At 72.6% G+C, this 15480-nt stretch carries 15 protein-coding genes and 1 riboswitch; of the genes, 5 read left to right on the top strand and 10 right to left on the bottom strand.

Annotation, left to right across the window (positions count from 1 at the left end; genetic code table 11):
- Nucleotides 1-301: 301 nt before the first annotated feature.
- The 3 genes from ACFYZ3_RS24735 to thrC form a co-directional block, all read right to left on the bottom strand.
- The gene (locus tag ACFYZ3_RS24735) at nt 302-505 is read right to left on the bottom strand and encodes a cold-shock protein (RefSeq protein WP_004929928.1); all 204 of its coding nucleotides are present in this window, start codon (nt 503-505) and stop codon (nt 302-304) included.
- Nucleotides 506-946: 441 nt separating this feature from the next.
- Nucleotides 947-1222, bottom strand: a complete 276-nt coding sequence (locus ACFYZ3_RS24730; protein WP_003974680.1) for a MoaD/ThiS family protein — start codon at nt 1220-1222, stop codon at nt 947-949.
- Nucleotides 1219-2511 (bottom strand): threonine synthase, encoded by a 1293-nt coding sequence (gene thrC, locus ACFYZ3_RS24725; protein WP_388521631.1) that lies wholly within the window; start codon nt 2509-2511, stop codon nt 1219-1221. The genes ACFYZ3_RS24730 and thrC overlap by 4 nt, the downstream gene beginning before the upstream one ends.
- A gap of 17 nt (nt 2512-2528) precedes the next feature.
- A riboswitch (SAM riboswitch) is annotated at nt 2529-2676 on the bottom strand.
- Between the two features lie 152 nt (nt 2677-2828).
- Here thrC and ACFYZ3_RS24720 point away from each other — a divergent pair.
- Nucleotides 2829-3773, top strand: a complete 945-nt coding sequence (locus ACFYZ3_RS24720) for a glucosyl-3-phosphoglycerate synthase (RefSeq protein WP_388521628.1) — start codon at nt 2829-2831, stop codon at nt 3771-3773.
- A 10-nt stretch (nt 3774-3783) separates the two neighbouring features.
- Here ACFYZ3_RS24720 and ACFYZ3_RS24715 read toward each other — a convergent pair whose 3' ends face one another.
- Entirely contained in the window at nt 3784-4494 is a 711-nt protein-coding gene (locus tag ACFYZ3_RS24715; RefSeq protein WP_388521625.1) for a hypothetical protein, read from the bottom strand.
- A gap of 146 nt (nt 4495-4640) precedes the next feature.
- On the opposite strand from ACFYZ3_RS24715, the gene ACFYZ3_RS24710 reads away from it, so the two are divergent.
- Complete coding sequence (locus ACFYZ3_RS24710; protein ID WP_388521623.1) at nt 4641-6044, top strand: trehalose-6-phosphate synthase; 1404 nt, start codon at nt 4641-4643, stop codon at nt 6042-6044.
- Nucleotides 6045-6050: 6 nt separating this feature from the next.
- Here the strand turns inward: ACFYZ3_RS24710 and ACFYZ3_RS24705 are convergent, their stop codons facing one another.
- The 4 genes from ACFYZ3_RS24705 to ACFYZ3_RS24690 form a co-directional block, all read right to left on the bottom strand.
- Nucleotides 6051-6533 carry a hypothetical protein gene (locus ACFYZ3_RS24705; protein WP_388521620.1) on the bottom strand — a complete coding sequence of 161 codons (483 nt, stop codon included), beginning with the start codon at nt 6531-6533 and terminating at the stop codon, nt 6051-6053.
- 139 nt (nt 6534-6672) lie between these two features.
- Nucleotides 6673-7545 (bottom strand): trehalose-phosphatase, encoded by an 873-nt coding sequence (gene otsB, locus ACFYZ3_RS24700; protein WP_388521618.1) that lies wholly within the window; start codon nt 7543-7545, stop codon nt 6673-6675.
- A gap of 141 nt (nt 7546-7686) precedes the next feature.
- The gene (locus tag ACFYZ3_RS24695) at nt 7687-7920 is read right to left on the bottom strand and encodes a DUF3263 domain-containing protein (RefSeq protein WP_388521615.1); all 234 of its coding nucleotides are present in this window, start codon (nt 7918-7920) and stop codon (nt 7687-7689) included.
- Nucleotides 7921-7956: 36 nt separating this feature from the next.
- On the bottom strand, nt 7957-9222 hold the full coding sequence (locus ACFYZ3_RS24690; RefSeq protein ID WP_388521613.1) for an ABC transporter substrate-binding protein: 1266 nt from the start codon (nt 9220-9222) through the stop codon (nt 7957-7959).
- Nucleotides 9223-9330: 108 nt separating this feature from the next.
- Here ACFYZ3_RS24690 and ACFYZ3_RS24685 point away from each other — a divergent pair, with 108 nt between their 5' ends.
- The 3 genes from ACFYZ3_RS24685 to ACFYZ3_RS24675 all read left to right on the top strand — a co-directional run bounded on the left by ACFYZ3_RS24685 (nt 9331) and on the right by ACFYZ3_RS24675 (nt 12601).
- Nucleotides 9331-10377 (top strand): ROK family protein, encoded by a 1047-nt coding sequence (locus ACFYZ3_RS24685; protein ID WP_388521610.1) that lies wholly within the window; start codon nt 9331-9333, stop codon nt 10375-10377.
- Nucleotides 10377-11522 carry an N-acetylglucosamine-6-phosphate deacetylase gene (gene nagA / locus ACFYZ3_RS24680; protein ID WP_388521607.1) on the top strand — a complete coding sequence of 382 codons (1146 nt, stop codon included), beginning with the start codon at nt 10377-10379 and terminating at the stop codon, nt 11520-11522. The genes ACFYZ3_RS24685 and nagA overlap by 1 nt, the downstream gene beginning before the upstream one ends.
- Nucleotides 11523-11668: 146 nt before the next feature.
- Entirely contained in the window at nt 11669-12601 is a 933-nt protein-coding gene (locus tag ACFYZ3_RS24675; RefSeq protein WP_388522243.1) for a 1-phosphofructokinase family hexose kinase, read from the top strand.
- Between the two features lie 7 nt (nt 12602-12608).
- Here ACFYZ3_RS24675 and ACFYZ3_RS24670 read toward each other — a convergent pair whose 3' ends face one another.
- The gene (locus tag ACFYZ3_RS24670; RefSeq protein WP_388521604.1) at nt 12609-13595 is read right to left on the bottom strand and encodes a carbohydrate-binding protein; all 987 of its coding nucleotides are present in this window, start codon (nt 13593-13595) and stop codon (nt 12609-12611) included.
- 120 nt (nt 13596-13715) lie between these two features.
- A complete protein-coding gene (gene cdgB, locus ACFYZ3_RS24665; protein WP_361012781.1) occupies nt 13716-15380 on the bottom strand; it encodes a diguanylate cyclase CdgB in 1665 nt (554 codons plus the stop codon).
- Nucleotides 15381-15480 lie beyond the last annotated feature (100 nt).

Below are 15480 nucleotides of genomic sequence, written 5' to 3'. Positions count from 1 at the left end.
GGGGTGATTCCTTCGGACCGCGCCCGCGCCCGCGACGGACGGCTCGCCGGCCTTGTGGTTCCTTCCCCACCCGGCCTGCGGGCCTCACCGACCCGGTCCTTCGTTGTCACTCTCACCTTCAGAGTGCTAACGCCAATGATTAGCACTCGGCATGGTCGAGTGCAAGCGCCTCTCGGGGATCGGGCCCGGCCGTCAGCCACCCGCGAACAAGGGGGCGAGGGGCATCCGGGCAGGCCGAAGGGCCCGTACCCAGCGGGTACGGGCCCTTCGGATGAAGACCGGGTTGCGGTGGCCGCGCGTCTCAGGCGCTGAGGCGAACCATGTCGGCCTGCGGGCCCTTCTGACCCTGCGAGATCTCGAACTCGACCCGCTGGCCTTCTTCGAGGGTGCGGTAGCCGTCCATCTGAATCGCGCTGTAGTGGACGAAAACATCCGCACCACCGTCGACCGCGATGAAGCCGTACCCCTTCTCCGCGTTGAACCACTTGACGGTGCCCTGAGCCATGCCTAACTCCCCTATTACTGGCCCTTGCACAGATCCGCACTTCGCGGACCCGGGTCAGACCTCGCCCCCTCACGACTGGGGGCGTGCGCCGGAACGCGTCGACCGCGGCTGAATGTATCTGTCCAACTGCCGTCTGCAACAGGTCAATCGGACGAGAAATCTGGACGCACCCGGTCCGGAATGTGGCGAGAATTCGCCTGAATTCGGGTCAAGTCGGGTCACGCAAAGAGAACAAAAGCCGCAGAATACGCTCGCACTTTGGCTACTTCTTGTCGGGCGGGCGGCAGGAATTAACGGTTCCCGTTGTGCCGATCGGGAGCGCGTTCCCCAACTCTACCGCGCTCAACCACATGGAATTGCCCCCTCCGTTTCTCTTACGGAGAGGGCAATACGCACTACAAGGTGTATCTGCGGTGGATCAGTCCCGCATCGGTGACCGCGTCAGCCGCCGGCCACCGCCGGGATGATCGAGACGCCCGCGCCGTCCGGCGTCGCGGTCTGAAGGCCCTGCTCGAAGCGGACGTCGTCGTCGTTGACGTAGACGTTGACGAAGCGGCGCAGCTTGCCCTGGTCGTCCAGGACGCGGGCGGCGATGCCGGTGTGGTTCTTCTCCAGGTCGGAGATGACCTCCCCGAGGTTGGCACCGTCGGCACTCACCTCGGCCTTGCCGCCGGTGTAGGTGCGCAGGATGGTCGGGATGCGAACGGTCACGCTCATGCGAGGCCAGCCTCTCGGAAGGAGTCCAGGTTCGGGCGGATGGTGGCGGTGAGGCCGGTGCCGGCCACCGCGTCGAGGGTCTTCAGTCCGTCGCCGGTGTTGAGGACGACGGTGGTGAGCGACGGGTCGAGGACGCCGTTCTCGATCAGCTTCTTCGTGACGCCGACCGTCACGCCGCCCGCCGTCTCCGCGAAGATGCCCTCGGTACGGGCGAGCAGCTTGATCGCGTCCACGACCTGCTCGTCGGTCACGTCCTCCACCGCGCCGCCGGTGCGGCGGGCGATGTCGAGGACGTAGGGGCCGTCGGCCGGGTTGCCGATGGCCAGCGACTTGGCGATGGTGTTCGGCTTCTGCGGGCGGACCACGTCGTGACCGGCCTTGAACGCCGTGGAGACCGGCGAGCAGCCCTCGGCCTGCGCGCCGAAGATCTTGTACGGCCGGTCCTCGACCAGACCCAGCTCGATCAGTTCCTTGAGCCCCTTGTCGATCTTCGTCAGCTGGGAGCCGGAGGCGATCGGCACGACGATCTGGTCGGGCAGCCGCCAGCCGAGCTGCTCGCAGATCTCGTACGCGAGGGTCTTGGAGCCCTCGGCGTAGTAGGGGCGCAGGTTGACGTTGACGAAGCCCCAGCCCTCGCCGGCCGGGTCGCCGATCAGCTCGGAGCAGAAGCGGTTCACGTCGTCGTAGTTGCCCTCGATGCCGACCAGCTCACCGCCGTAGACGGCGGCCATGACGACCTTGCCCTGCTCCAGGTCGTGCGGGATGAACACGCAGGAGCGGAAGCCGGCGCGGGCGGCGGCGGCCCCGACGGCCCCGGCGAGGTTGCCGGTGGAGGAGCAGGACAGGGTGGTGAAGCCGAAGGCGCGGGCGGCCTCGATGGCCTGGGCGACGACGCGGTCCTTGAAGGAGTGCGTGGGGTTGCCGGAGTCGTCCTTGACGTACAGGCCGCCGGTGACGCCCAGTTCGCGGGCCAGGTTGTCGGCCTGGACGAGCTTGGTCCAGCCGGGGTTGATGTTCGGCTTGGTCGCGACGTCGGCCGGGACCGGCAGCAGGGGGGCGTAGCGCCAGATGTTCGCGGGGCCCGCTTCGATGCGCTTACGCAGTTCCTCGGTGTCGTAGGCCGAGTAGTCGTAGGCGATCTCGAGGGGGCCGAAACACTCTTCGCAGGCGAAGACCGGTCCGAGCGGAACCCGGTGGCCGCATTCCCGGCAGCTCAGCGCGGCGGCGGGGCCGAGGTCGACGGCGGCGTCGGTGGGGTTCGTGGAGGTTTCGGCAGTCTGCACAGCCATGGAGGCGAGGCCCTTTCTCCTCATCTTCCTCACGACGCATCTCGCCGTGAGACGGATTTGGCACCTTCCCTAGCCGGGAGCCTCGCCACGTCCGTGTGACAAGAACCGACTGGAGGGTTGCCGGGGCTTCATCGGGCCGTATCCCTCTGCCCCTCTGGATGAGCGGTATGAAGTTGTTTCGCGCTGGTACACGCGGCGACCCCGGCATGCGGTGGCCCCACGCGTTGTTCAAGACTGTAACCGAAGGCCAGGGCGGTCGAGACAGTCGTCCGTACCGCGAGATGGATCACAACGGATCACGAAGGAGACCACGGGACGTGCTGGAAGAAGTCGAGCGCTGGCTGAACGCACGCTCCTGGTCGGCCGCGGACCGGCCGGTCCAGCACCTTCTGGCCGCCAAGCACGCCACCGGGCAGTCGGTGAGCGTGGTGCTTCCCGCCCTGGACGAGGAGGCGACGGTCGGCGACATCGTGTCGGTGATCCGGCGGGAGCTGGTGCTCGCAGTCCCGCTCGTCGACGAGATCGTGGTCGTGGACTCCGGGTCGAGCGACCGTACGTCGGAGGTGGCCGCGGCGGCCGGGGCGCGCGTCGTGCACCGTGACGCGATCCTGCCCCGCATCCCCGCCGTGCCGGGCAAGGGCGAGGTGCTGTGGCGTTCCCTGCTGGTCACCGCCGGGGACATCGTCTGCTTCGTCGACGCGGACCTGCGCGAGTTCTCCGCCGACTTCGTCTCCGGGATCGTGGGCCCGCTGCTCACCGATCCGGAGGTGCACCTCGTCAAGGCCATGTACGACCGCCCGCTGGCCGGGGCGGCCGGGCAGGGCGGCCGGGTCACCGAGCTGATGGCCCGCCCGCTGCTCAACATGCACTGGCCGCAGCTGGCCGGCTTCGTCCAGCCGCTGGGCGGTGAGTACGCGGCCCGCCGCTCGCTGCTCGAACGGCTCCCCTTCCCGGTCGGCTACGGCGTCGAGCTGGGCATGCTGGTCGACGCCCTGCACCTGGTGGGTCTGGACGCGCTCGCGCAGGTCGACGTCGGGGTCCGCGTCCACCGCCACCAGGACGGGCGGGCGCTGGGCCGGATGGCCGCGGCGATCTACCGCACCGCCCAGCTCCGCCTGGCCCGCGGCCACCTGGTCCGCCCGGCCCTCACCCAGTTCGAGCGGGGCGTCGACGGCTTCGAGCCGCGCACCTACGCCGTGGACACCGAGGAACGGCCCCCGATGACGGAGATCGCGGAGTACGCGGCCCGGAAGGTGGCGTGACCCGGGCGCCTCAGCCGGAGACGCCGTCCGACCAACGCCACCTGCCGCCGGAGTCCCGCTCGCAGGTCAGGTACTCGCCGCCGCGGCCGTGGGTGCTCAGGCCCCGGTGCTTCTTGGCGCAGAACTGGCCGTCGGCGTAGCAGTTTCCGGCCGGGCTCATCAGCTCGCAGGCCCCGGAGCCGCCGCCGGTCCCGCCGCTCCCGCTCGTGCCGCCGGTGCCGTCGGCCCGGGTCTTCGACGGCTTCGGGGCGGGTTCCGGCGTGTGCAGCAGGCGCCCGACGCAGTCGCGGCCGTCGCGGGGGACGGTGAAGGTCACGGCGCCGGAGCCGCCGCTCTGCTCGCAGACCTTCTCGCCGCTGCCCCAGGAGGAGGCCCGCTGCCCGCTGCCCTCAAGGCGCACGGTGTAGCCGACGTGCGCCTTCTCGGCGGCGCTGACGGCCGCCCCGATGCTGCCGCCGGTGAGGTCCGGCAGCGTGACGGCGGTGGGAGTGGGGGTGGAGGTCGGGGTCTCGGTGCTGGGGGACGCCTCGGGAGTGGGGCTGCTGCTCGGCGTGGCGGTGTCGGTGGCGGAGGTGGTGGCCTTCGCGGGAGCCTCGTCCGCCTTGGTGCTCGCGTCGCCCTCCCCGCAGCCGGCCAGAGCCAGCGCGGAGGCCGCGATCAGTGCCGCCGTGGCCGCGAGTCTGCCCGTGCGCCGGTGCCGTGTGCGTATACGTATGGGCATGGTTCGCCCGCCCCCCAAGAAGTTGAAATGTGCACCGCACATCCTCAACCTGTTCACACTTCCTGCACAAGGCGCGTGACCGAATCGCCGCCGACGTGACCCGGGGAAACGTTTGAGGTTCGAGGGGCCGGGCTAGGTTGAGGCGTATGGCTTCAAGCTTCGGTGCTGCTCAGGTGCTGGTCGCCTCCAACCGGGGGCCGGTCTCGTACGAGGTGCGCGGGGACGGCTCGCTGCACGCCAAACGGGGTGGTGGCGGGCTCGTCTCGGGGCTGTCGGCCATCGGGCCCGACGCCGGGACGCTGTGGGTGTGCTCGGCGCTGGGCGACGGCGACCGCGAGGCGGTCCGGCGCGGGGTCGGCGAGGACGGCGTGCGGATGCTGGACGTGCCGGCCGACGTGCACGCGGACGCGTACAACGGGATCGCCAACTCGGTGCTGTGGTTCGTGCACCACATGCTCTACCAGACGCCCCTGGAGCCGGTCTTCGACGCGGAGTTCCGGCGGCAGTGGGCCTCCTACGAGGCGTACAACCGGGCCTTCGCCGAGGCGCTGGCCGAGGAGGCGGCCGAGGGCGCGGTCGCGATCGTGCAGGACTACCACCTGACGCTGGTGCCGGGGATGCTGCGCGAGCTGCGCCCGGACCTGCGCATCGGCCACTTCTCGCACACGCCCTGGGCGCCGGTCGACTACTTCCGGCTGCTGCCGGACGACATCGCCGAGCAGGTGCTGCGCGGGATGCTGGGCGCCGACCGGCTCGGGTTCCTCACCCGGCGCTGGGCGGACGCGTTCACCGCCTGCTGCGACGCCGTGGTGGGCGGGCTCGGCGGCACGGAGATCGGCGTGCACGGGCTGGGTGCCGACGGCGACTTCCTGCGCAAGCGGTCGCACGAGGCCGACGTCGAGGAGCGGCTGGCGGACCTGCGGGCGGAGATCGGCACCGCGCCGGACGGCGGCGCGCGCCGCACCGTGGTGCGGGTGGACCGCACCGAGCTGTCCAAGAACATCGTGCGCGGTCTGCTGGCCTACCGGGAGCTGCTGGCCGGGCGGCCGGAGTGGCGCGAGCGGGTCGTGCACGTCGCCTTCGCCTACCCCTCGCGGCAGGATCTCGCCGTGTACCGGGACTACACGGCCGAGGTGCGGCGGGTCGCGGAGGCGGTCAACGAGGAGTTCGGCACACCGGGGTGGACGCCGGTCGTGCTGAATCTGGAGGACGACTTCGCGCGGTCGCTGGCGGCGTACCGGCTGGCCGACGTGGCACTCGTCAACCCCGTCCGGGACGGGATGAACCTGGTCGCGAAGGAGGTCCCGGTCGTCTCCGACGCGGGGTGCGCGCTGGTGCTGTCCCGGGAGGCGGGGGCGTACGAGGAGCTGGGCGAGGACGCGGTGGTGGTGAACCCGTACGACGTCGTGGGCACGGCGGACGCGTTGCACGCGGCGCTCGGGCTGCCGGCGGGGGACCGGGCCGAGCGCTCGAAGCGGCTGGCGGCCGCCGGCACCGCACTGCCCCCGGCGCGGTGGTTCCTGGAGCAGCTGGACGCGCTGCGCGGCTGACGGGGGCTACTTGTCCTGCACCGGCGGGCAGGTGCCGGTCTCCTCGCCGATGGAGTTGATCTCGGCGTTCGGCCGCGGGTCACCGGCGTAGTCCACCTGGTCCGTGCACTTGACCCCGTCCTCCTTGGGGGTGCCGGAGGACGTGCCGCCCGACTGCGGCTCGGGGCAGGCGCCGGTGTCCGCGCCGATCGAGTTGATCTCGGCGTTCGACCGCGGGTCACCGGCGTAGTCCAGCTGGTCCGTGCACTTCTCCCCCGTCTCCTGGTCCGGCTTCGACCCCTCCGCGGGCTGCGAGGACGCGCCGCCGGTGGCGGTCCCGTCGTCCGCGGCGGAGGGCTGTGCGGTGCTCGTCGCGGTCACGGTCGCGGCGGGAGCGGCGCCGTCGTCGGTGCCGCCGTTCCCGCTGTCGCCGCTGTTGCCGCAGGCGGTCAGCGCCAGGCCGAGGGCCACGGCGGCGAGGGCGAGCATCGGGGTCTTCCGAGCGGACATGACGGGTTCCTCCACGGTCGTGGGCCTCACTGAGCAGGCTTTACGGCGTGCAAGACAGCCGGTGCGGCGGACCGGGTTGCCCCGCCCGCGGTGTCCGGACACGCCTGTGACAGGCGGCGGAACCGTCCGTGACGTTGTCTCAGGCCAGCCGGCGCGCGAGGGCCGCCAGCAGGGCGACCACTCCGGCGGGGCCGGGCACCTCGACGTCCGCGCGCTTCCTCAGTTCCGTCACCTCGTCGCTGCCGCTGCAGACCAGGAGGCCCGGGGTGCCCTCGGTGCGGAGGGTGTCGACGGCCGCGTAGGCCGGGAGGTCGCCGAGGTCGTCGCCGGCGAAGAGGACGCAGGCGGCGCCGAGGGAGTGGACGTACGACCGCAGCGCCGCGCCCTTGTCCATGCCGGGCGGGCGCAGCTCCAGGACCAGGCGGCCCGGCTCGACGATCAGGCCGTGCCGGGAGGCCAGGCCGGTGAGCGGGGCGCGCAGGGCGTCGAAGGCGGCCTGCGGGTCGGGGGCGCGGCGGGTGTGGACGGCGACCGCGTGGCCCTTGTCCTCCGTCCAGGCGCCCTGCGCCGCCGGCCCGGACCGCTCCAGCAGTGCCGGCAGCTCGGCGCGGACGGCGGCGACACCGGGGTGCGGTTCCGGCGTGGTCAGGGTGCCGGTGGCGGCGTCCCAGCGCTCGGCGCCGTAGTGGCCGAGGACCACGAGGCGGTCGAGGCCCGGGACGTCCGCGAAGCCGCCGTGGTGGACGGCGACCTCGGCGGGGCGCCCGGTGATCACGGCGATCGAGGCGACCTTCGGGGCCAGGGCGGCGAGCGCCGGTACGGCCTCCGGGTGGGCGCGGGCCCGGTCGGGGTCGGGCACGATCGGGGCGAGCGTGCCGTCGAAGTCGAGCGCGACCACCGCGCGGCCGGGGTCGGCGAGGAGGGCGTCGAGCCCCTCGCGTCCGGCCGCCGTCGCGGGCGTCGGCAGGGGCGGTGGGGAGTCGTCTCGGGTGGAGTCCTGGTGGCTGCCCATACCGCGAACCTATCCCGCCGGGGCGCGCCCCACGCGTCACCCGCGGGCCCCACCCCGCCGCCCGGCGCGCCCGAGCCGCCCGGCCCGTCGTCCCGGGGCGGCCCCTCCCCGGCCGGAGCCCCCGGCCCGCGCGGGGCGGGCTCAGCGGTCCGTGCGGCGGGATTGGCGTATGCGGCGGAGGCGGTTGACCGTCACCGGGTCGGCCGCCAGGGCGCGGGGGTCGTCCAGGAGGGCGTTGAGGAGCTGGTAGTAGCGGACGGGGGCCAGGCCCAGCTCCTCGCGGATGGCACGCTCCTTGGCGCCGGGGCCCGTGAAGCCCCGGCGTTCCAGCGCGAGGATGCTCCGCTCCCGCTCGGCCAGCTCTCCCGGGTCCATGTACGGCACCGTAACGCCCGCCGCCGACAGCGGCCGCTACTCCGCGCTGCCCGCCTTCATCGCCGTGGCCTGGATCTGGCCGAGGACCTCCTTGGGGCTGGCGCCCGTGGCGACCGCCTGGCCGATGCGCTTCTTGACGTCCGCGCTGACCGAGGCCCAGGAGGTCTTGCCGACCGGGTACAGCTCGGAGAGCAGCAGCTCGTCCAGGAACGGCTTGAGGTTCTCGTCCTCCGCCGCGGTGCTCATGGTCTGGGAGGCGGAGGTGGTCACCGGCAGCAGGTCGTACTCGCGGGAGAAGTCGAGGACGTTCTCCTCGCTGTAGACGAAGTCGAGGAAGTCGCCGACCTCGTCCTGGTGGCCGTTCTTCTTGAAGGCCGTCATCCAGTCGGAGACCCCGAGGGTGTTCTTGCTCTCGCCGTCGATGCCGGGGGTGGTCACCATGCCGTACTTCACGCCCTTGTCGGACGCCATCTTCATCAGGGAGGGGTGTCCGTTGAGCATGCCCACGTCGCCGGCCGCGAAGGCGGCGAAGGCGTCGGCGCGGTTGAGCTTGCCGGGGGCGACGGGGCCGGTGAGGCCCTTGCCGACCAGTTCGTCCCGCAGCCAGGTGAAGGTGGTGACGTTCTGCGGGGAGTCGACGGAGTAGGTGCCGACGTCGTCGGTGTAGCCGCCCTCGCCGCTGAGCATCCACTGCATCGTCTCGGCCTGCGCCTCCTCGGCGCCCAGCGGCAGGGCGTAGGGGTACTTCACGCCCTTCTCCTTGAGCGCCTCGGCGGCCTCGGCGAGGTCGTCCCAGGACTTGGGCGGCTGGACCCCGGCCTTGTCGAAGAGGGTCTTGTTGTAGAAGAGCACGCGGGTGGAGGCGGCGAAGGGCAGGCCGTACTGCACGCCGTTGACCTGGCCGGCGGCGGCCAGCTGGGAGACGAAGTCGGCCTGGACCGGGATGGAGAGCACGTCGTCGGCCCGGTAGAGCATGTCCTTGTCCGCGTAGTCGGAGTAGGCGCCGATCTGCGCCATGTCGGGCGCCTCGCCCGCGTCGACCATCTCGCGGACCTTGCGGTCGACGTCGTTCCAGGAGTAGACGGTGACGTCCACCTGCACGTCGGGGTTCTTGGCCTCGTAGGACTTGACCAGCTCGTCCCAGTACTTCTGGGAGCTGTTGTCCTTGCTGTCGCCGTAGTCGGCGGCGACGAGCTTCAGGGTCACCCCGTCGGAGTCGCCGGTGAGACCGCAGCCGCCGAGGACCGCCGTCATGCCCAGTGCGGACACCACCGCGATCGTTCCTGTCCTACGCCGCTGCACCCTGTTCCCCAACCCTGACTGCTCGTTCGCGCGTTCGCTTACCGGATTAAGGTCTACACCACCGCAGTGGACTAGACCTCTCCCGGGTGTACGGGCCACACTGTCCCCGTGAGACATGTCATCGCCCTCGATGTGGGCGGCACCGGGATGAAGGCCGCCCTGGCGGGGCCTGGGGGCGAGCTGCTGCACCAGGCGCGCCGGGCGACCGGCCGCGAGCGGGGACCCGAGGCGGTCGTCGCGGGCATCCTGGACTTCGCCGCCGAGCTGCGGGCCTACGGGGCGGACCGGTTCGGCGAGCCGGCCCGCGCCGCCGGTGTCGCCGTCCCCGGCATCGTCGACGCCGAGCGCGGCGTCGCCGTGTACGCGGCCAACCTCGGCTGGCGCGACGTGCCGCTGCGGACGCTGCTCGGCGAACGGCTCGGCTCCATTCCGGTCGCCCTCGGCCACGACGTGCGCACCGGCGGCCTCGCCGAGGGCCGGATCGGGGCCGGGCAGGGCGCCGACCGGTTCCTGTTCGTGCCGCTGGGCACGGGGATCGCGGGCGCCATCGGCATCGACGGCCGGGTCGAGGCGGGCGCCCACGGCTTCGCGGGCGAGATCGGCCACGTCGTCGTGCGCCCCGGCGGCATCGCCTGTCCGTGCGGTCAGCGCGGCTGCCTGGAGCGGTTCGCGTCCGCGTCGGCGGTCAGCCAGGCGTGGGCCCAGGCCTGCGGCGACCCGCAGGCGGACGCGGCCGACTGCGCCAAGGCCGTCGAGTCGGGGGACGCCCGCGCGCTCGCCGTGTGGCAGGACGCCGTGGACGCGCTCGCCGACGGGCTGGTCACCGCGCTCACCCTGCTGGACCCACGCGTCCTGATCATCGGTGGCGGCCTCGCCGAGGCGGGGGAAACCTTGTTCACACCGCTGCGGGACGCCGTCCGGCGGCGCGTCACCTTCCAGAAACTGCCGGAGATCGTCCCCGCCGCACTCGGGGACACCGCCGGTTGCCTGGGTGCCGGGCTGATGGCCTGGGACCTGCTGGACACCGCTGCTTCGCCTGCTCCGCCTGCTCCGCCTGCTCCGCCTGCTTCGGCTGATCCGCCTGCTCCGACTTCCACAGCTTCGACAGCTTCCACGGCCGCCACGGCCGCGACTCCCCCGGAGGTAACCACCTGATGGCCCCAAGCAAGGTTCTCGCCGGTGCCCGGGTGGTACTGCCCACCGGGACCGTGGACGACGGCCGCGTGATCGTCGACGGCACGCGGATCGCGGACACGGCTCCCCCGCAGGCCGAGACCGTCGACCTGTCGGGCCACTGGGTGGTCCCCGGCTTCGTCGACATCCACAACCACGGCGGCGGCGGCGCCTCCTTCGCCGGCGGCACGGCCGAGCAGGTCCTGGCCGGCGTCGAGACCCACCGCCGGCACGGCACCACCACGGTGGTCGCCTCCGCCGTCACCGGTGACCTGGACTTCCTCGCCCGGCACGCCGGGATGCTCGCCGAGCTGGCGCAGCAGGGCGACATCGTTGGCATCCACTTCGAGGGGCCGTTCATCTCGCCGTGCCGCAAGGGCGCGCACGACGAGCAGCTGCTGCGCGACCCGGACCCGGCCGAGGTGCGCAAGCTGGTCGACGCGGCGCACGGCCACGCGAAGATGATGACGCTGGCGACCGAGCTGCCGGGCGGCCTGGACTCCGTACGGCTGCTCGTCGAGCACGGCGTCATCGCGGCCGTCGGGCACACCGACGCGACGTACGAGCAGACCGTGCAGGCCATCGACGCGGGCGCCACCGTCGCCACGCACCTCTTCAACGCGATGCCCCCGGTCGGTCACCGCGCCCCGGGTCCGATCACGGCGCTCCTCGAGGACGAGCGGATCACCGTCGAGCTGATCAACGACGGCACGCACCTGCATCCGGCCGCGCTCCAGCTGGCCTTCCACCACGCGGGTGCCGCCCGGGTCGCCTTCATCACCGACGCGATGGACGCGGCCGGCTTCGGCGACGGCCGCTACCTGCTCGGCCCACTGGAGGTCGAGGTCGCGGACGGCGTGGCCCGGCTGGTGGAGGGCGGCTCGATCGCGGGCTCCACGCTCACCCTGGACCGCGCCTTCAAGCGGGCGGTGACGGTGGACCGGCTGCCCGTCGGGGACGTCGTCGCGGCGATCTCCGCCAACCCGGCGCGGCTCCTCGGCCTCGACGACCGGATCGGCTCGCTGGAGCCCGGCAAGGACGCCGACCTGGTCGTCCTGGACGACGCCTTCGACCTGGTGGGCGTGATGCGCCGGGGCGAATGGGTGGTCGATCCCCGACTGGGCTGACCCGTCCCCGACTCCGCTGCCGGAGGCCGGACGTCACCGGTCGGACCTGGGGACTGGGCCGACCGTCTCCCGTTTGGCATGATCGTGTCGTGGAGCACGGCTCCGCGGGCACACCCAGCCGCAGACGATCGGGGGAGGTCGGCACGGTGATCCTCACCGTCACTCTCAACACCGCGCTCGACATCACCTACCGAGTCCAGGGCCTGAGGCCGCACGCCTCGCACCGGGTGACGGAGGTGACCGAGCGGCCCGGCGGCAAGGGGCTCAACGTGGCCCGCGTGCTGGCGGCCCTCGGGCACGAGGTGACGGTCACCGGCTTCGCGGGCGGCACCACCGGGGGCGTCGTGCGCGAGGGGCTGACCGGCGTTCCCGGGGTGACCGACGCGCTGGTGCCGGTCGCGGGGGCCACCCGGCGCACCATCGCCGTCGTCGACGAGCGCACCGGCGACACCACCCAGCTCAACGAGCCGGGCCCGGCCGTGGCGCCCGCCGAGTGGAACGCCTTCCAGGAGGCGTACGAGGATCTGCTGGCCGGCGTGGCCGCGGTGGCGCTGTGCGGCAGCCTGCCGCCGGGCGTCCCGGTGGGCGCCTACGCCGGGCTGGTGCGGGTCGCGCGGGCCGCGGGCGTACCGGTGCTCCTGGACACGAGCGGGGAGCCGCTGCGGCGGGGGCTGGCCGCCCGCCCGGACCTGATCAAGCCGAACGCCGACGAACTGGCCGAGCTGACCGGCTCGCACGAGCCGCAGCGGGCCGCGCAGGCCGCCCGGCGCCGCGGTGCCCGCTCGGTGGTCGCCTCGCTCGGCGCCGAGGGGCTGCTCGCGGTGACCCCGGAGGGCCGCTGGCGGGCCGCCCCGCCGGCCCACGTGCGCGGCAACCCGACCGGCGCGGGCGACTCCGCGGTCGCCGGCCTGCTCTCCGGCCTGGTGGAGCACCTGCCCTGGCCGGACCGGCTGGCCCGCGCGGTCGCCCTGTCGGCGGCGACGGTGCTGGCGCCGGTGGCGGGCGAGTTCGACCGGGCGGCGTACGAGGAGCTGCTCGGGCGCGGGGTCGCGGTGACCGCGGAGGCGGGCGCGGCCTAGGGGGCCTCTAGTCCTTGACCTGCCCCTTCTTCAGGGAGAACTGGTCCAGCAGGACGTTGCACTTGTCGCCGTCGGCGCAGGACAGCGTGATCGTGTTGGTGCCCTTGTTGAGGGTGGGCCAGGCGTAGGTCTTGGTCCAGCCCTTGGCGAAGTCGCCGTCCTTGGCCTGCGCGAAGTTGCCCAGGTTCAGCTTGCTGCCGAACTCCTTGCCGTTGACCGTGAGAGTCATCGACTGGTCCTCGTCGGCCGTGCTGTACGTGGTGAAGAGGGTGTAGAGACCCTCCTCGGGGATGCCGTCCACGGTCCAGGTGACCGAGGAACCCGGCTGGTTGAGGTTGGCCACGTAGACGCCGCCGGCCGACTCTGCGCCCTCGACCTCCGACGCGAGGGAGGCCGCGCCGCCCAGCCGCATCGCCTTCGCCTCGACGGAGGGCAGCTCGGCCTCCTCCTCGGCGCCCTCGCTCGCCGACGGGCTGGGCTCGGTGCTCGCGGACTGGGTGGGGGTCGGGTCGCCGCCCGCCTCGTTGCCGCCCTTGTCGTCGTCGGAGCCGCTGCTCGTCATGGCCACGGCGATGCCGATGACCACGGCGGCGACGACCGCCACCGCGCCGATCAGCAGGCCCTTGGTGTTGGGGCCGCGGCGTCCGCCGCCCCCGCCGCGCCCGGAGGGCTGCTGCGGGCCCCCGGGACCGCCCCCGCCGGGGAAGGTCTCCGGCGCGGCGTAGTGCGCGTTCGGCTGCCCGTACGCCCCCTGCGGCTGGCCGTAGGCGCCCTGCTGGGGCGGGGCGGCCTGGCCGTAGGCGGCGGTCTGCGCGCCCTGGCCCTGCGGTGCCCCGTACTGCCGTGTGCCGACGGGACGCACCCGGTTGACGGAGTTCGGGTAGCCGTAGCCACCGGACGGCGGCTGGGCCCCGTTGGCCTGCCCGTCGGCGTAGAGGTAGCCGAAGGGGTCGTCGTCCTCGGGCGTGCTCGCGCCGTTGTTGCCGGGCGTCATCCCTAGGTCTCCTAACCAGATGCGGTGCGTGGTGCGGTACGGGTCGTGAGAGGGCGAGCCTACCCGCTCCCACTGACCCAAAAGGGTGACTCGGACCGCATCAACGCGCTGACCTGGTGATCATCCGGCGCGGCGGTGCTGTTTGGGACGAGATCGTTTCTCGACGTACATCCGTTCGTCAGCGGACTTGAGCACCTCGTCCGCCGTCATGCCGCAGTGGGCCCAGCCGATGCCGAAGCTGGCGCCCACCCGGACGGCCCGGCCCTCGGCCCGGATCGGCTGGATGATCTCGCCCCGCAGCCGTACGGCGAGGTCCTGGGCGTCGGCCCGGCCGAGCCCGTTGGCGAGGATCACGAACTCGTCGCCGCCGAGCCGGGCCACGGTGTCGCCGTCACGGACGCCGCCGCTGAGCCGCCGGGCGACCTCGATCAGGACGGCGTCGCCCGCGTTGTGCCCGAACCGGTCGTTGATCGACTTGAAGCCGTCCAGGTCGCAGAAGAGGACCGCGAGCCCCTTGGTGCCGTCGTCGCGCCCGTCCTCGGGGGCCACGGCGTGCACGTGGTGGTCGAAGGCGCCGTACGGCTCGGCGGCGGCGGAGAAGTCGAAGGTGTGGCCGCCGGAGTCGAACACGGCGGAGTTCCCGTAGGCGGCGTCCATGGCGTCGGCCACCGCCGCGTGCGACGACTGCGGACGCTGGCACAGCCGGGCGGCCAGCCGGGAACGCAGCTCGGCGCTGTTCGGCAGGCCGGTGAGGGAGTCGTGGGAGGCGCGGTGGGCGAGGTGCAGCTCGCGGCGCTTGCGCTCCTCTATGTCCTCGACGTGGGTGAGCAGGAAGCGCGGTCCGTCGGCGGCGTCGGCGACGACGCTGTTGCGCAGCGAGACCCAGACGTAGGTGCCGTCGCGGCGGCCCAGGCGCAGCTCGGCCCGGCCGCCCTCGGCGGAGGTGCGCAGCAGGGTGCCGATGTCCTCGGGGTGCACGAGGTCGGAGAAGGCGTAGCGGCGCATCGAGGAGGCGCGGCGGCCCAGCAGCCGGCACAGGGCGTCGTTGGTGCGCAGGATGCGGCCGTGCTGGTCGCCGCCCATCTCGGCGATGGCCATGCCGGAGGGGGCGTACTCGAAGGCCTGCCGGAAGCTCTCCTCGCTGGCCCTGAGGGCCTGCTGGTCGCGTTCCAGGCGGACCAGGGCGCGCTGCATGTTGGAGCGGAGCCGGGCGTTGCTGATCGCGATGGCGGCCTGGAACGCGTACATCTGCAAAGCCTCGCGCCCCCAGGCGCCGGGGCGACGGCCGTTGCGCGGCCGGTCCACGGACAGGACGCCGATCAGCTCGCCGCTGTTGCCGCCGCCCTGCGGGCCCGGCGCGTACATCGGGGCGAAGAGCCGGTCCGAGGGGTGCCACTCGTCCTCGAAACGGGGCGCGGGCCCGTCGGTGTACCACTGCGGGACGTCGTCGTCGTCGAGGACCCAGCCCTCGGTGTGGGGTATGAAGATCAGGTCGCCCCACTGCTCGCCCATGCCCAGGCGCCGGTCCCAGGACTCGCGGGAGCCCGAGCGGCCGGTGATGAGCGCCTCGGCGGCCGGGTTGCCCGCGAAGGCGGCGACGACGAGGTCTCCGTCGGGGCCGACCAGGTTGACGCACGCCAGTTCGTAGCCGAGGGCCTGGACGACGCCGTCCGCGACGGCCTGCAGGGTGTCGGCCAGGCTGCGGGCCTTGTTCATGTCGGCCATGGCCTGGTGCAGCTGCCGCAGGGAGGCAAGGCGGACATAGGGCTCCGAGTCGGTCTCCATGCTCGCCCTCCCCCCGAGACCTCGCAGTGAATCAAGGGTTCTCTTCGGCGCCTTTACTGATGGTGCCCTTGCAGGTTCCCCGCCACTGAATCACAGCGCG

It is taken from the genome of Streptomyces sp. NPDC001599, assembly GCF_042893535.1.
In the GTDB taxonomy this organism is placed as follows: domain Bacteria; phylum Actinomycetota; class Actinomycetes; order Streptomycetales; family Streptomycetaceae; genus Streptomyces.
The sequence above is the reverse complement of the archived record's forward strand: the minus strand, read 5'-3'. Positions and strand labels throughout refer to the sequence as shown.

What these genes read in the sequence shown, in the direction of transcription:
- ACFYZ3_RS24695 (WP_388521615.1), bottom strand. Translation starts at nt 7,920, where the DNA reads ATGGACCCGGGAGAGCTGGCCGAGCGGGAGCGGAGCATCCTCGCGCTG.
- ACFYZ3_RS24705 (WP_388521620.1), bottom strand. Translation starts at nt 6,533, where the DNA reads ATGTCCGCTCGGAAGACCCCGATGCTCGCCCTCGCCGCCGTGGCCCTC.
- nagA (WP_388521607.1), top strand. Translation starts at nt 10,377, where the DNA reads ATGGCCCCAAGCAAGGTTCTCGCCGGTGCCCGGGTGGTACTGCCCACC.
- otsB (WP_388521618.1), bottom strand. Translation starts at nt 7,545, where the DNA reads ATGGGCAGCCACCAGGACTCCACCCGAGACGACTCCCCACCGCCCCTG.
- ACFYZ3_RS24670 (WP_388521604.1), bottom strand. Translation starts at nt 13,595, where the DNA reads ATGACGCCCGGCAACAACGGCGCGAGCACGCCCGAGGACGACGACCCC.
- cdgB (WP_361012781.1), bottom strand. Translation starts at nt 15,380, where the DNA reads ATGGAGACCGACTCGGAGCCCTATGTCCGCCTTGCCTCCCTGCGGCAG.
- ACFYZ3_RS24730 (WP_003974680.1), bottom strand. Translation starts at nt 1,222, where the DNA reads ATGAGCGTGACCGTTCGCATCCCGACCATCCTGCGCACCTACACCGGC.
- ACFYZ3_RS24735 (WP_004929928.1), bottom strand. Translation starts at nt 505, where the DNA reads ATGGCTCAGGGCACCGTCAAGTGGTTCAACGCGGAGAAGGGGTACGGC.
- ACFYZ3_RS24715 (WP_388521625.1), bottom strand. Translation starts at nt 4,494, where the DNA reads ATGCCCATACGTATACGCACACGGCACCGGCGCACGGGCAGACTCGCG.
- ACFYZ3_RS24710 (WP_388521623.1), top strand. Translation starts at nt 4,641, where the DNA reads ATGGCTTCAAGCTTCGGTGCTGCTCAGGTGCTGGTCGCCTCCAACCGG.
- thrC (WP_388521631.1), bottom strand. Translation starts at nt 2,511, where the DNA reads ATGGCTGTGCAGACTGCCGAAACCTCCACGAACCCCACCGACGCCGCC.